15 protein-coding genes are annotated in these 13,585 nt (G+C 66.3%); 1 reads left to right on the forward strand and 14 read right to left on the reverse strand.

The window, feature by feature from the left end; genetic code table 11:
* Positions 1-51: 51 nt before the first annotated feature.
* The 3 genes from proB to GDJ97_RS06705 form a co-directional block, all read right to left on the reverse strand.
* Positions 52-1,182 carry a glutamate 5-kinase gene (gene proB / locus GDJ97_RS06695; RefSeq protein WP_152070526.1) on the reverse strand — a complete coding sequence of 377 codons (1,131 nt, stop codon included), beginning with the start codon at positions 1,180-1,182 and terminating at the stop codon, positions 52-54.
* A 108-nt stretch (positions 1,183-1,290) separates the two neighbouring features.
* Positions 1,291-2,808 (reverse strand): nicotinate phosphoribosyltransferase, encoded by a 1,518-nt coding sequence (locus tag GDJ97_RS06700; RefSeq protein ID WP_152070527.1) that lies wholly within the window; start codon positions 2,806-2,808, stop codon positions 1,291-1,293.
* Between the two features lie 75 nt (positions 2,809-2,883).
* Positions 2,884-3,300, reverse strand: coding sequence for a hypothetical protein (locus GDJ97_RS06705; protein WP_152070528.1), 417 nt, complete (start codon positions 3,298-3,300; stop codon positions 2,884-2,886).
* A 251-nt stretch (positions 3,301-3,551) separates the two neighbouring features.
* On the opposite strand from GDJ97_RS06705, the gene gpmA reads away from it, so the two are divergent.
* Positions 3,552-4,313 carry a 2,3-diphosphoglycerate-dependent phosphoglycerate mutase gene (gpmA, locus tag GDJ97_RS06710; RefSeq protein WP_152070529.1) on the forward strand — a complete coding sequence of 254 codons (762 nt, stop codon included), beginning with the start codon at positions 3,552-3,554 and terminating at the stop codon, positions 4,311-4,313.
* 110 nt (positions 4,314-4,423) lie between these two features.
* On the opposite strand, the gene GDJ97_RS06715 is transcribed toward gpmA, so the two are convergent.
* From GDJ97_RS06715 to ureC, 11 genes are all read right to left on the reverse strand, one after another.
* Entirely contained in the window at positions 4,424-4,570 is a 147-nt protein-coding gene (locus GDJ97_RS06715; protein WP_373422669.1) for a helix-turn-helix domain-containing protein, read from the reverse strand.
* Between the two features lie 66 nt (positions 4,571-4,636).
* The gene (locus GDJ97_RS09395; protein WP_193221343.1) at positions 4,637-4,783 is read right to left on the reverse strand and encodes a helix-turn-helix transcriptional regulator; all 147 of its coding nucleotides are present in this window, start codon (positions 4,781-4,783) and stop codon (positions 4,637-4,639) included.
* A gap of 219 nt (positions 4,784-5,002) precedes the next feature.
* Positions 5,003-6,979 (reverse strand): heavy metal translocating P-type ATPase, encoded by a 1,977-nt coding sequence (locus tag GDJ97_RS06720; protein WP_152070531.1) that lies wholly within the window; start codon positions 6,977-6,979, stop codon positions 5,003-5,005.
* A 195-nt stretch (positions 6,980-7,174) separates the two neighbouring features.
* A complete protein-coding gene (locus GDJ97_RS06725; RefSeq protein WP_152070532.1) occupies positions 7,175-7,393 on the reverse strand; it encodes a cation transporter in 219 nt (72 codons plus the stop codon).
* A gap of 88 nt (positions 7,394-7,481) precedes the next feature.
* Positions 7,482-7,766 (reverse strand): helix-turn-helix transcriptional regulator, encoded by a 285-nt coding sequence (locus tag GDJ97_RS06730; protein WP_226808902.1) that lies wholly within the window; start codon positions 7,764-7,766, stop codon positions 7,482-7,484.
* Positions 7,767-7,990: 224 nt separating this feature from the next.
* On the reverse strand, positions 7,991-8,356 hold the full coding sequence (locus GDJ97_RS06735; protein ID WP_193221344.1) for a metal-dependent transcriptional regulator: 366 nt from the start codon (positions 8,354-8,356) through the stop codon (positions 7,991-7,993).
* Between the two features lie 114 nt (positions 8,357-8,470).
* Positions 8,471-9,475: an urease accessory protein UreD gene (locus GDJ97_RS06740; RefSeq protein WP_152070535.1), complete on the reverse strand. Its 1,005-nt coding sequence runs from the start codon at positions 9,473-9,475 to the stop codon at positions 8,471-8,473.
* Positions 9,476-9,478: 3 nt separating this feature from the next.
* Positions 9,479-10,093: an urease accessory protein UreG gene (gene ureG, locus GDJ97_RS06745; protein WP_152070536.1), complete on the reverse strand. Its 615-nt coding sequence runs from the start codon at positions 10,091-10,093 to the stop codon at positions 9,479-9,481.
* A gap of 139 nt (positions 10,094-10,232) precedes the next feature.
* The gene (locus GDJ97_RS06750; RefSeq protein ID WP_152070537.1) at positions 10,233-10,979 is read right to left on the reverse strand and encodes an urease accessory protein UreF; all 747 of its coding nucleotides are present in this window, start codon (positions 10,977-10,979) and stop codon (positions 10,233-10,235) included.
* Positions 10,976-11,593 (reverse strand): hypothetical protein, encoded by a 618-nt coding sequence (locus GDJ97_RS06755; RefSeq protein WP_193221345.1) that lies wholly within the window; start codon positions 11,591-11,593, stop codon positions 10,976-10,978. Before GDJ97_RS06755 ends, GDJ97_RS06750 begins: the two co-directional genes overlap by 4 nt.
* Positions 11,594-11,792: 199 nt before the next feature.
* Positions 11,793-13,514, reverse strand: a complete 1,722-nt coding sequence (gene ureC, locus GDJ97_RS06760) for an urease subunit alpha (protein WP_152070539.1) — start codon at positions 13,512-13,514, stop codon at positions 11,793-11,795.
* Positions 13,515-13,585: the final 71 nt, after the last annotated feature.

Genomic DNA, 13,585 nt, shown 5'->3' on the forward strand with positions numbered 1-13,585 from the left:
CGATTTTCTTTGAGCGAGGCCGTTCACCCAGCGTGAACGGCCTCGTTTGCGTCAGGCGAAGACGATCAGGTTGTCGCGATGGATGGCGGGGCGGTCGGCGAGCTCGGAGAGCAGCCGGTTGCTCGCGATCTCGTCCTGTCGGCGACCCGCCGCAAGACGCAACACGTCGGCGTCCGCCTCGGCGATGCCGCGGGCGATGGTGAGACCGGTGGCATCCTTCACGTCGAGCACGTCGCCGGCATGAAAATCCCCTTCCACGGCGCGCACGCCCACCGGCAGCAAAGAGGAGCCCCGGCGCGTGAGGGCGGTTGCCGCGCCGCCGTCCACCGTCAGGCTGCCGTGCGCGGTATCGCCGAGCGCGATCCAGAGCTTGCGGGGTGCGATCTCCTGGCACTGCGCCGGCGGCTGAAAGCGCGTGCCCACGGCCTCGCCCGCTGCCAAGCGCACGAGCGGGCGCTCCTCGGCGCCCGAGCAGATGGCGGAGGGAATGCCCGCCGTCATGAGGATGCGCGCGCTCCGCACCTTGGTGATCATGCCGCCCGTACCCACCGAGGTACTGGAATCCCCGGCGCCCGCGATGATGCGCGCGTCGATCTTCTCAACGCGCGGGATGAGCGTGGCCGCGGAGTCGATCGAGGGGTTCGCCGTGTAGAGGCCGTCGATATCGGAGAGGATCACGCAGAGGTCGGCCGAGACCAGGCAGCTCACGAGCGCTGCGAGCGTGTCGTTGTCGCCAAACTTGATCTCCTCGACCGTGACGGTGTCGTTCTCGTTCACCACGGGCGTCACGCCGAGGCCGACCAGGCGCGTGAGCGTGTCACGCGCGTGCAGGTAGGACTGGCGGCGCGCCGTGTCCTGGCGCGTGAGCAGCACGAGCGAGGTCAGAATGCCCCGCGCGGCAAAGGCCTCGTCGTAGGCGCGGGCAAAGGAGAGCTGCCCCACCGAGGCGGCCGCCTGCACCGTGGGCATGTCGGCGGGCCGCTTGGGACCCAGCCCCAGCATGCGCAGGCCGCATGCGATGGCGCCCGAGCTCACCACCACGAGCCGCCAGCCGGCGGCGGCGAGCTCCTCGGCCTGGGCGGCGAGCGCCGAGAGGAAGGCCTCGTCGGGCGTGCCGTCCGCGCGCACGAGCGTGGACGAGCCGATCTTCACGACCATGGTCTTGTACGAGCGAGATGACATGAACGCTCCCCGGCTAGCAGGCGGAAGTGGGCTCCCGCCGTGGAACTGATCCGATGCGCGCAGGCGGACGCGGGCCCCTTTGCAGGACGCTCGCAACCGCCCGTGCCCCTACAGCTTGGTGGTCTTCCAGGGCAGGGCGCCGGGCGTCGCTGCCAGGCGCTCGCGCACGAGCTCGTCGCGCACGCGGGCAAGGCCCTGCTCCATGCCCACCACGTAGGTCTGCGGGTACAGGAAGCGCTTGTAGGCAGGGTCGAGCGCCTCGAGGGCGCGGTCGCAGCGCTCACGCGCCGTCTGCAGGCCCTCCCGCGGAGCGACGGCACGGCCATCGCGCACTACCGGCTCCAGCAGCTCGCGGAAATCAAGGTGCGAGACGTCCGTCACCAGAGCCGCGTCGTTCACCGCCACGAGCGTGTTGCCGCGCTCGGCGCCCTCGCCTGCCAGATAGACCTCGTCGTAGATCATGTCGCACACGGGAGACCCCGCGACATCCATATAGCGGCGCACGCGCTGCACGCCCGGGATCGTGCGCTTGTAGGGCTGCTCGGAGAGCTTGACCACGGGTGTCCACGCGGCGTCGCCCGCGGCGCGGCGGGCGGCCATCTTGTAGACCCCGCCCAATGCCGGCTGGTCGTAGCACGTGGCGAGCTTGGTGCCCACGCCAAAGCTGTCGATGGGCGCGTCTTGGTCGAGGAGCGACTGCACGGTGTACTCGTCCAGGTCGTTGGAGACCGAGATCTTCACATAGTCCAGGCCCTCGGCGTCAAAGCGCCCGCGCACGTAGGTGGAGAGCTTGGCAAGGTCGCCGGAATCGATCCTGATCGCGGAGAGGCGCTCGCCGGCCGCCTCCATCTCCTTGGCGACGGTGATGGCGTTCTCGCAACCCTCGCGCACGTCGTAGGTGTCGATGAGCAGCGTGCAGTTCTTGGGGCTGCTGCGCGCGAAGGCGCGGAAGGCTTCGAGCTCGGAATCGAAGCTCATGACCCAGCTGTGCGCGTGCGTGCCGAAGACCGGGATGCCGTACTTGCGGCCCGCGAGCACGTTGGAGGTGCTGGCGCAGCCCGCCACGTAGCTCGCGCGCGCCACGGCCATGCCGCCGTCCGGCCCCTGGGCGCGACGCAGGCCGAACTCCGCCACGGGGCGACCCTTCGCCGCCTGCACCACGCGGGCAGTCTTCGTGGCCACGAGCGTCTGGAAGCCCACCGTGTTGAGCAGGGCGGTCTCGAGCAGCTGGCACTCGAGCGCCGGTCCCGTCACGCGCACCATGGGCTCGCGCGGAAACGCCAGCTCGCCCTCGGGGATGGCGTCGATATCCACGTGCATGCGGAAGCTGCGCAGATAATCCAGGAAGCCCGGCTTGAAGAGGGCGCCGCCCGCCGGAGCCTGAAGCGAGGCCAGGTACGCCACGTCCTCCTCCGTGAAGCGCATGTTCTCCACCAGGTCCGGAAGGTCGGCCGTGCCGCACATGACGGCGAACGCGCTGCCGAAGGGGTGGTCGCGGTAGAACGCGGTGAAGGAGGCCTGCTCGTCGAGCTTGCCGCTCTCCCACAGCCCCTGGGCCATAGTGAGCTCGTAGAGATCGGTGAGCAGGGCGACGTCGGTAGGCTTGGTGGGGTCGGTGAGAGCCATGGTTTTCCCTTCCCGGTTGCTGGGGAACGGCGGTGGGGCCACGCGGGCCGCGCTGCGCGCCGCGGAATGAGCGCCTTAGTGCGTGGCGATGTAGACGCCCATCGCGATGACGGCGATGACGGCGATGACGATGATGAGGATCTGCGCGGGAGGCATGCCAGCATCCGGGTCGTCCGGATCGGCGCCGGCGCCCACCATCTTCTGGCCGAAGGTGAGGTGCTCGGGATCCACGACGGCCTTCTGCTCCGGCGCGGCGGCGGCCTTCGCGGGCGCGTGGGGCACCGGCGCCGCAGCCTCCGCCGCGCGCTGGGCCACAGCGCGCTCGGCCAGGATCTTGGCGTCCTCGCGCTCCTGCTCGGCGCGCAGGCGCTCGAGCTCCTCTCGCTCGGCGCGGGCGCGCGCCTCGTCCTCGCGACGCGCCTTCTCCGCGCGCAGGGCCTCGAGTTCCTCGCGCTCGTCGTCGGTCAGCGGTGCGGCTTCGTTCTCGGCCATCGTGAGCATCCGTTCTCTTGCCGGCGGCGGAGGTCCCCGCGCGCCGCGGTACATCGGGCAGCAGTATACCCCTCGCTCAGCGTATCGAAGGGACCCCGCGGCGCCCCCTTCAAATGTGGACGTGCTATGCCGTATGGCCAACGCCCCGAATTCTCACGCCATACCCCTTCGCGAGCTTCATACTAAAGCCGTATGTTAACTTTAGTTAACTACTTAGATTTGGCCGCAGGCCGCGCAACGAAAGGAGTCCCATGTCCCAGGACACCATGCAGCTCGTCATCGTTCGCCATGGCGAGAGCGAGTGGAACAAGCTCAACCTCTTCACTGGCTGGACGGATGTAGACCTTACCGAGACCGGTCGCGCCGAGGCTGCCGCGGGCGGCAAGGCGCTCGCCGACGAGGGCTTCGACTTCGACGTCTGCTACACGAGCCAGCTCAAGCGCGCCATCCACACGCTGAATATCATCCTGGACCAGCTGGACCGCAACTGGCTGCCCGTGCACAAGAGCTGGAAGCTGAACGAGCGCCACTACGGTGCGCTTCAGGGGCTCAACAAGGCTGATGCCGCCGCCGAGCACGGCGACGAGCAGGTGCTCATCTGGCGCCGCAGCTTTGACGTGCAGCCGCCGGCGCTCAAGCCCGGCGACGAGCGCGACCCGCACGTGCAGGAGATGTACCGCGAGATTCCCGCCGACGAGCTCCCCTACACCGAGTGCCTGAAGGACTGCATCGCCCGCGCCTGGCCGTACTTCGAGGAGAACATCCTGCCCGACATGAAGGCCGGCAAGCGCGTGCTCATCGCCGCCCACGGCAACTCGCTGCGCTCGCTTGTGATGAAGTTTGAGAAGATGACGCCGGAGCAGATCCTGAAGGTCAACATCCCCACGGGCGTGCCCCTGGTGTACACCTTCGATAAGGATATGAACGTGCTGGAGAAGCGCTACATCGGCGACCCGGAGACCATCGCCGCCAAGATCGACGCCGTGGCCAACCAGGGCAAGGCCAAGAAGTAGCAAATCTGCTCGCACCACCCGGTTCGGTGCCCCGGGCATCAAGGACGCCGCACGATCGAGGGCCCATCCGCGCTTTTCGCGGGCGGGCCCTCAGCTGTGCGGTGCTTTGCTCAGCGGATCAGCTCCCAGGCCTCCTTACCCAGCACGGAGGCAATGCGATCGAGCATGCAGAGCCGGGGGTTCGCCCGGTTCGATTCGATGAGGTCGAGGGTGGGCCGGCTGATGCCGAATCGCCGGCTGGCTTCTGAACGTCCCACGTGGTTGACCGCCCGATAATGGCGTACCGCCTGGCCCAGGCGGTTGCGGGCGGGCGGCGGGCACATCTACCGGATCAGCTCCCACGGCTCCATGCCGAGTGACCGGGCGATGTAGACGAGATAATCGAGCGTAATATTCGACCTACCGCTTTCCATGGCATCTAAAAAGGGGCGGCTGACGATTGCATAATTGCAGAACTCGGCTTTCGTCATGCAATGCTGCAAGCGCCAACGATGCACGTTGCGCCCCAACCGCGCCGCCGAAGTCGCCGGTCGCATGCTCCCCCTATAATCTCCAGCACCCATGCTATGCAGTGTAGAACTCACTCCGCGGAATTTGTAATCCCCGGATTACAGGCCAGCTAAAACGAGGGGCGCCCGACCGGCTGTTGGTCGGGCGCCCCCGTTCGTTTCGTTGGCGACGGTAGCGAGTTACCTGCTGGACCGATCCATCAGCTCGCCGACGTTCATGGCGCGCATGGCGTTCAGGATGGCGATCACGGCCACGCCCACATCGCCGAAGACAGCAAGCCACATGTTCGCGATGCCCAGAGCTGCAAGCACCAGAATCAGCAGCTTCACGCCCAGCGCGAAGATGATGTTCTGCCACACGATGCGCATGGTCTTGCGCGCCACGTGCATGGCGCGGGCAATGTTCGACGGCTTGTCGTCCATGAGCACGATATCGGCCGCCTCGATGGCCGCGTCCGAACCCATGGCGCCCATGGCGATACCCACGTCGGCACGGGTGAGCACGGGGGCATCGTTGATGCCGTCGCCCACGAAGGCCAGCTTGCCGTGCTCGGGCTCTTCCTTGAGCAAGCGCTCAACCTGCTCCACCTTGTCGGCCGGAAGCAGCTGCGCGTGCACCTCCGTCACGCCGAGTTCGGCTGCCACGGCGTCCGCGACCTCCTTGCGGTCGCCCGTGAGCATGACCGTCTTCTTTACGCCGGCGTCGTGCAAGGCGCGGATGGCCTCGGCGGCATCGTCCTTCACCACGTCCGCGATGACGATATGTCCCACGTACCGGTCATCGATCGCCACGTGCAGGATGGTGCCCGTGAGCTCGCAGTTGTGGAACTCCTCGTGGTGGGCGCGCATGAGCTTGTCGTTGCCCACGAGCACCACGTGCTCGTCCACCTTGGCGGAGACGCCGTGGCCGCTCTCTTCCTTGACCTCCGCCAAGCGCGTCTCGTCGATCTTGCCGGTGTAGGCGGCCTTCACGGACAGCGCGATGGGGTGGTCGGAGTATGCCTCGGCGTGGGCCGCAAAGCTCAGCACGTAATCCGGGTCGAAGCCCTCCTCGGGATGGATCGCCACCACGTTGAAGGTGCCATTCGTGAGCGTGCCCGTCTTGTCGAAGACCACGGTGTCCACGCTCGCGAGCGCCTCGAGGTAGTTGGACCCCTTCACCAGAATGCCCAGCTTGGAGGCACCGCCGATACCACCGAAGAACGAGAGCGGAACGGAGATCACGAGCGCGCAGGGGCAAGAGACGACCAGGAAGGTCAGGCCGCGGAGAATCCAATCGCTCCAGGCGCCCAGCCCCACGAGCGACGGGAGCACCGCGAGGGCCAGGGCCGCGTAGCACACGGCGGGCGTGTACACGCGGGCGAAGCGCGTGATGAAGTTCTCGGTCCGGGCCTTCTTCTCCGAGGCGTTCTCCACGAGCTCCAGAATGCGGCTGACGGTGGACTCGCCGAAGGGCTTGGTGGTCTTTACGCGCAGCAGACCCGTCATGTTGATGCAGCCGGAGATGATCTGGCTGCCCGCCTCCACGTGGCGCGGCACGGACTCGCCGGTGAGCGCCGCCGTATCCAGCTGGCTCTCGCCTTCGGTCACCACGCCGTCGATGGGCACGCGCTCGCCCGGCTTGACCACGATGATGTCGCCCACGGAGACCTCGTCGGGATCCACCTGCACGAGCTCGCCGTCTGCGCCCTCGATGTTAGCGTAATCCGGCGCGATGTCCATCATGGCCGTGATGGACTTCCGGCTCTTGCCCACGGCGTAGGCCTGGAAGATCTCGCCTACCTGGTAGAAAAGCATCACCGCAGCGCCCTCGGCCATATGCGGGTCCGTGTCCGGAAAGAAAACCATGCCGAACGCGCCGATGGTGGCAACGCACATGAGGAAGTTTTCGTCGAACACCTTGCCGTGGCGGATGTTGTTGACGGCCTTCAGCAGCACGTCGTGCCCGGCAACCCACCAGGGCGCCAGGTAAAGCACGAACTCAACGTAGAGCGACATCCCGCCAAAGAGCGAGTCGAACACGCCCAGTTCATCCAGCAGCATCACCACAAAGAAGATACCGAGCGCCACGCCCACACGCTTGACCTTATGATCCAACGACTCCTTCTTCTTGCGCTTCTTCTTTTTCTTCTTAGGATCAGAAACGGCACCAGTCATAACAACCCCCTCTTGAAGCTTTTTCTTTCCCCCCGCAGGACGATGCCGAGCGCGCCGCCCGCCGCCCGAATGGCAAGGCGGACACCCGCACCCGCAGCGACACTCCGCAGCGAACTGCGCAAGCGGCAAAGCCGTTTGCCAGTCTCGCGAGGACTGAGCGCAGGGTGCGGGTGCCCGCCGGACAGATCAGAGCACCTAGCGGATGATCTCGCAATCGGGCTCGGCGTCGGCCGTGTAGGCCACCACGCGATCGAGCACGTCGTCGAACTCGGCGTCGTCGGCCTCGAGCGTGAGCTTCTGGGTCATGAAGTTCACAGACACGGACTTCACACCCTCCAGCTCGGAGAGCGCGTCCTGCAGCTCGCGGGCGCAGTTGACGCAATCGATCTCATCCAGCTTGAACGACTTCTTCATGATGGGTTCCTTTCCCTTGAGGCCGCATCGCGACCGCTGATAAACAAGAACGGGCACCGAGCGCGCCCGGCGAAGCAAGCTTTGCCGGTCACTCGCAGATATGGCTCATGCCCTGGTTGAGCATGGTGTACACGTGATCATCGGCCAGTGAGTAGAGGATGCTCCGGCCATCGCGCCGAAACTTCACCAGATGCGCCTGCTTGAGTGTGCGGAGCTGGTGCGAGACGGCGCTCTGGGAAGATCCCGTGGCCTCAGCGATATCGCCCACCGCCATCTCGTCGGCCATGAGCGCGTAGAGGATCTTGATGCGCGTGGTGTCTGAGAAGACCCGGAACAAATCGGCCAGATCGTAGAGCAGCTCCTCGTCGGGCATGTTCTCATCCGCGCATACGCAAGCACCATCGCAATCGGCACCGTCGGTGCAGGGGCCACCCTCGCGCGTCTCGTCTTCCATCGGCCAATCTCCTCTCATATGAACATGCATTCATACTTCAAGGGTTATTGTATGACCGTCTGTTCATATGTCAATGTGTTTTTTAAAAAGGGCGGTGACGCGACATTGCCGCATCACCGCCCCAGCGCACCTTAGCAATAGAGCTACAGCAGCTCCCCCACCTTGGCCTTGAGCTTCTGGAAACTGTCCTCGGAAAGGCAGTGCTCCATATGGCAGCCCTCTTCCGCAGCGGTCTCCGGATCAACGCCGGCGGAGATGAGCAGGTCGCGGAAGAACACATGGCGCTCGAGCACTTCCTCGGCTTGGTGCAAGCCCTTCTCGGTCAGACGCACGTCGCGCTTGACGACCTCCACGTAGCCGCGGTCCTCCAGCATGGACATGGCCTTGGAGACGCTGGCCTTGGTGACACCCAGATGCTGGGCGATGTCGACGGAGCGCACCGCCCCGTGCTCCTGCTGAAGCATCAGAATGGCCTCGATGTAGTCCTCGCCGGATTCGTGCAGTGGCATGGAGATACCCTCATTCGCGTAGACGAATGCCCGCCCGCGACGGGACGGACCCTTTTGTTAGCTATGTCTACTTTACCGAAAACGGGAACGCTGGCAAGCGTAAGTTAGGTACGGCTAATCATCGACGGCATGGCTCGCAATGAGCGCACGCACGCCGTCGAGCACGTCCTGCAGCCGCTGGGCACGGTGCCCGAGCACCTTCACCAGGCAGTCGCCCGTGGCAAGGCGCGTGATACCACCCGCCAGGGCGTCGTCCGCTGCGGCATCCGTCCGCACGCCGGCGCGCTCGCCAATGGCGCCCGTCTGCTCGAGCAGGTACGCGCGGACGCCCGCGAACAGCTCATCATCGATGCCCAGATTCATGAGCACGAGATTTGCCAGATGCGAGAACCCCTCGTAGAAGCCCACGCCCTCCATGTCCATCGCGCCTCCGGTGAAGACGGGTTCGTAGATGGTGTTGTCGAGGAAGACGGGCAGGCCGCTCACGCGCACCTCCACGCGGTTGGCGTAGCGCCGATACCCGAAGCGCTCGCCGCGCGCCGCGCGACCACAGGAGAGGATCTCACCGTACACCAGGCGCGACGTGGCATCGGCAAGCTCCACCACGGTATCGCTCGAGAACGCGGAGCCGGCAAAGGGAACCTGCGGCAGGGGCTTGTAGTCCAGGTACGCGCCCGCCTCGACCGCAAGACGCGTTTGCCGGGACGCCGAGGCACCGTCGTCCATGCGGTGAATCTTCTCGAAGGCCTGCGTGGTCATCTGAAGCGCGGCGCCGGCTCCCACGCGCACGTCGATGCGCTGGTGGTCGCCTGCCATGATGCCGGCGGAAACGGACATGACCATCACTTGCGTGAGCGTAGCGGAAACGGCGGACGGCGCGCCAGCGGATCCGCCGTGAACGGCGCACACCAGGCCCGGCAACTCGTGCGCGGGCACAGGAAGCGGGTGCATCACCTTGAACGGCATGGTGGCGTAGAGCTCCGGCACGGCGGTGCGCCCGCCGCGCGCCTCGGCACGTACGCGCAGCTCGGACAGCTTGCCAAAGCGATTGTCGGCTACAGGAACCTCCTCAAACGAGTTCGTGGCCGTCGCCTGCGTGGCTGTCGTCCGGGCGCCCATCCCCTACCCCTCCAGGTCCTCGAGGAGCACGGCGCGGCGGATCCAGTCGATGACCTCGTCCACGCCCTCGTCCTTGAGAATGTTAGTGAAGAGGAACGGCCGCTCGCCGCGCATGCGGCGGGAGTCGCGCTCCATGACCTCGAGCGAGGCGCCCACATACGGGGCAAGGTCCGTCTTGTTGATCACGAGCAGGTCGCTCTTCATAATGCCCGGACCTCCCTTGCGCGGGATCTTGTCGCCCTCGGCCACGTCGATGACGAAGATCGTGGCGTCGGCGAGCTCGGGCGAAAACGTGGCGGAGAGGTTGTCGCCGCCGGACTCGACGAAGACGATCTGGATGTCGGGATGCGCCTCGACCATGGCCTCGACGGCCTCGAGGTTCATGCTCGCGTCCTCGCGAATTGCCGTGTGCGGGCAGCCGCCCGTCTCCACGCCGGTGATGCGGTCGCGCGGCAGCACGGAGTTTTTGACGAGGAACTCCTCGTCTTCGTGCGTGTAGATGTCGTTGGTCACCACGCCGAGCGAGTAGGTCCCCGACATCTTGCGGGTGAGCGCCTCGATAAGCGCCGTCTTACCGGAGCCGACGGGGCCCGCGACGCCGATGCGAACGTGTTCCATGGCGGTCCCTCCCTCTCGGTCGCGTCTTGTGGAGCAGATTGTCCCAGACGGATGTTTCCAACGCGTTAGGGGGTTGTCGGCGAGCGCGTGTTCCGGGCGGTGAGCAGGTGCCCCTGAACGAGCGCGCGGGACGACGGGGTCAGCTCATGTAGAGACGCGAGTACAGGCTCTCGTGCTCGATGCAGCGCACGTCGAAGCCCGGCATGGAGAGGCCGAGCAGCTCCTCCCCGGCCGTAAGCGCGTGCTCGACCGCCGCTACCTGCAGGGGAACGGAGCGGATGATGAGCTCCTGACCGGCGGTCTGGGAGAGCGGCACGGACTTCACGCAGGTAACGACCAGCGCGGATACCTGTGCGTAGAGGTAGCGGTGCAGCAGGTGCTCAAGGTCCATGCCGGCAAGCGCCCCGAAGACGCCGTAGGCCGCGTTGACGGCGTGGGACGGACGAGCGGCGGCGTACGCGCGATAGGCGGCGGCTTCGCGTTCGCCCAGAACACCCAGGCCCTCCGTGGTGCGGATGAACCGCGCGGCGAGCTTCTCGGATGCCGTACGGGTCTCAGCGGGCACCTTGAGCGCGGAGAGGTGGGCCTCCAGCTCCGCGAGCTCGGCGACGGCGCCCTGGGAGAGCCCATCTTCGCCCAGGCCGGCGGCCGCATGCTCGTACGAGAGGCGCATACCCAAAAGCTCGGTGTAAGTCAACGGATAGCGGAGCGTAGAAGCCAGGTACTCCCAGGCGGTCCCGACATCGCGCACGCGGTCGAGCTGGATGTAGGTCTCGAGCCCGTAGGAGTGCGAGTAGGCACCGATGGGAAAGACGGAGTCGCAGATCTGCTGTAGAAGCAGCTCGGTTTCGGGAGCCATGACGAAGGGCGCGGTGGCGATGCTCATCGGACGTCACCTGCCTGGGAGTCGCCGGCATCGGTAGCGGTCTTCTGCGAGCGCTTGCGAACCACGATCTTGATGTCGTTTGCCAGACGGACCACGGCGGAGATGCCGTTACCCGAGAGCCGGCGGGCCGGATCGAGTCGCAGCTGCGCATCGTGGAGCGTTACCGCCGGCACGCGCGAGAGCATGCGCACGAGCGGATCGCTGTAGGGCGCCACGAGCTGCTGTTCGCCCTCGCCGCGGAAGAGCGGCACGTGCATGTTGCCGACCTCCCATGCCGTGCGGGCGAGCGAAAGGGGTGCCGCCGGGTCCACGTCGATCACCAGACAGCGCGCCGAGAGCAGGCGCACGGCCACCACCACGGGGCGCGCGGCCGGGGCCGGCGCGGACTCGGCGCCCAGCACGTCGCCGTCGGCAAGGCCGCGCTCGAGCACCCAGTCGCCCAGACGAACGCCCACGTCACGGCCGGCGACGCTCCGCTTGCGATGGATGCGACCCCGTACCTCGTCCCACTCGAAGTCGACGAAGTCAACGTCGAACTCGCCGCCCAGACGCCGCTGCAGCGCGATGACCACGGACGGATCGTTGATGTTGCCCTGGACTTCGGTGCACAGCATGGACTCCCCTTTCAGATTCGGAGTTACGAGCATACCGCACCGGCGGGAGCGCGGGCCACTCCCCCGCTCGCCGAGCGTACCCATCAGGCCCAAATATCCGCCCTGAAACGGGTCTTTTTGGGCCTCCTGGGTACGCTCGATGGATCCGGTCTCGATGGATCCGAAGGAGACAGTCGTTGCGGAGCGCTCGGCAAGGGGCTTAGAACAGGTTGTACAGCTGCGTGAGCGGCAGCTTCTTCGCCGGCTCGCACGTCGCCAGCTCGCCGTCGACCATCACCTTGTAGGTCTCGGGATCGACCTCGATCTTCGGCATCGCGTCGTTCAGCTTGAGGTCGGCCTTGCCCACGGTGCGGCAGCCGTGCACGGCGGCCACGCGCTTCTTCAGGCCCAGTGCTTTAGGCACCTCGAGGTTGAGCGCCGCCTGCGACACGAAGGTGAGGCAGCTGGCAGCGCGCGCCAGGCCGTCAGCCGCGAACATGTGGCGGTAGGTGACCGGCTCGCAGGTGGGAATGGACGCGTTGGCATCGCCCATCTTGCTCGCGATGATCATGCCGCCCTTCACTATGATGTCCGGACGGCTGCCGAAGAACGCCGGGTTCCACAGCACCAGGTCGGCGAACTTGCCCACCTCCACGCTGCCCACGTAGTCGGCGATGCCGTGCGTGAGGGCCGGGTTGATGGTGTACTTGGCCACGTAGCGGCGGGCGCGGAAGTTGTCATTGCCGTGTCCCTCGTCCTCGGGAAGCGGGCCGCGCTGGGCGCGCATCTTGGAGGCCGCCTGCCAGGTGCGGGTGATGACCTCGCCCACGCGGCCCATGGCCTGCGAGTCGGAGCTCATCATCGAGAACACGCCCATGTCCTGCAGGACGTCCTCGGCCGCGATCGTCTCGGGGCGAATGCGGGAGTCGGCAAAGGCCACGTCCTCGGGGATGCGCTTGTCCAGGTGATGGCAGACCATCAGCATGTCCATGTGCTCGTCCAGCGTGTTCACCGTGAACGGCATGGTGGGGTTGGTGGAGCTGGGGAGCACATTCGGCTCGCTCGCGATGCGGATGATGTCGGGCGCGTGTCCGCCGCCGGCGCCCTCGGTGTGGTAGGTGTGGATGGCGCGCCCGCTGATGGCCGCGATGGTGTCCTCCACGCAGCCGGCCTCGTTCAGGGTGTCGGTGTGCAGCGAGATCTGCACGTCGTACTTGTCGGCCACGTTCAAGGCATGGTTGATGGCCGCGGGCGTGGCGCCCCAGTCTTCGTGGACCTTGAGGCCGATGGCGCCGGCCTCCACCTGCTCGGCGAGTGGGGCCTCGGAGGAGCAGTTGCCCTTGCCGGTGAAGCCGAGATTCATCGGGTAGTCCTCAGCCGCCTTGAGCATCATGGCGATGTTCCATGGGCCGGGCGTGGAGGTGACGGCGTTCGTACCATCGGCCGGGCCGGTGCCGCCGCCGATCATCGTGGTCACGCCGGAATAGAGCGCGCAGTCGATCTGCTGCGGGCAGATGAAGTGGATATGTGTGTCGATGCCGCCGGCGGTGACGATGAGTCCCTCGCCCGCAAGCGCCTCGGTGCCCGCGCCCACGGTCATGCCCGGGGTGACGTTCTCCATGGTGTCGGGGTTGCCGGCGTGGCCGATGCCCACGATGTAGCCGCCCTTGATGCCGATGTCGGCCTTGTAGATGCCGGTGTAGTCGAGGATCAGCGCGTTGGTGATCACGAGGTCGAGGACGCCGTCCGCGGAGGTGCCCTTAACGTTCTGGCCCATGCCGTCGCGAAGCGTCTTGCCGCCGCCGAACTTGGCCTCGTCGCCGTAGGTGGTGAGGTCGCGCTCCACCTCAATCACGAGGTCGGTGTCCGCGAGACGGACCTTGTCGCCCGTGGTGGGGCCGTACATCGCCGCGTACTTCTCGCGGGAGATCTCAAAAGCCATGGGTTAGTCCTCCTTGCTCTCGCAGCAGCAGCACGGGCGGGCCGGGGCGGTCGCGTCCGCGGCGCCCTCCT

The sequence above is a fragment of the Collinsella sp. AK_207A genome (assembly GCF_902501965.1).
GTDB lineage: Bacteria > Actinomycetota > Coriobacteriia > Coriobacteriales > Coriobacteriaceae > Collinsella.

What these genes read in the sequence shown, in the direction of transcription:
- ureC (WP_152070539.1), bottom strand. Translation starts at nt 13,514, where the DNA reads ATGGCTTTTGAGATCTCCCGCGAGAAGTACGCGGCGATGTACGGCCCC.
- GDJ97_RS06730 (WP_226808902.1), bottom strand. Translation starts at nt 7,766, where the DNA reads ATGCCCGACGAGGAGCTGCTCTACGATCTGGCCGATTTGTTCCGGGTC.
- proB (WP_152070526.1), bottom strand. Translation starts at nt 1,182, where the DNA reads ATGTCATCTCGCTCGTACAAGACCATGGTCGTGAAGATCGGCTCGTCC.
- GDJ97_RS06735 (WP_193221344.1), bottom strand. Translation starts at nt 8,356, where the DNA reads ATGCCACTGCACGAATCCGGCGAGGACTACATCGAGGCCATTCTGATG.
- GDJ97_RS09395 (WP_193221343.1), bottom strand. Translation starts at nt 4,783, where the DNA reads ATGACGAAAGCCGAGTTCTGCAATTATGCAATCGTCAGCCGCCCCTTT.
- GDJ97_RS06740 (WP_152070535.1), bottom strand. Translation starts at nt 9,475, where the DNA reads ATGGGCGCCCGGACGACAGCCACGCAGGCGACGGCCACGAACTCGTTT.
- GDJ97_RS06705 (WP_152070528.1), bottom strand. Translation starts at nt 3,300, where the DNA reads ATGGCCGAGAACGAAGCCGCACCGCTGACCGACGACGAGCGCGAGGAA.
- GDJ97_RS06755 (WP_193221345.1), bottom strand. Translation starts at nt 11,593, where the DNA reads ATGCTGTGCACCGAAGTCCAGGGCAACATCAACGATCCGTCCGTGGTC.
- GDJ97_RS06720 (WP_152070531.1), bottom strand. Translation starts at nt 6,979, where the DNA reads ATGACTGGTGCCGTTTCTGATCCTAAGAAGAAAAAGAAGAAGCGCAAG.
- ureG (WP_152070536.1), bottom strand. Translation starts at nt 10,093, where the DNA reads ATGGAACACGTTCGCATCGGCGTCGCGGGCCCCGTCGGCTCCGGTAAG.
- GDJ97_RS06725 (WP_152070532.1), bottom strand. Translation starts at nt 7,393, where the DNA reads ATGAAGAAGTCGTTCAAGCTGGATGAGATCGATTGCGTCAACTGCGCC.
- GDJ97_RS06700 (WP_152070527.1), bottom strand. Translation starts at nt 2,808, where the DNA reads ATGGCTCTCACCGACCCCACCAAGCCTACCGACGTCGCCCTGCTCACC.
- gpmA (WP_152070529.1), top strand. Translation starts at nt 3,552, where the DNA reads ATGTCCCAGGACACCATGCAGCTCGTCATCGTTCGCCATGGCGAGAGC.
- GDJ97_RS06750 (WP_152070537.1), bottom strand. Translation starts at nt 10,979, where the DNA reads ATGAGCATCGCCACCGCGCCCTTCGTCATGGCTCCCGAAACCGAGCTG.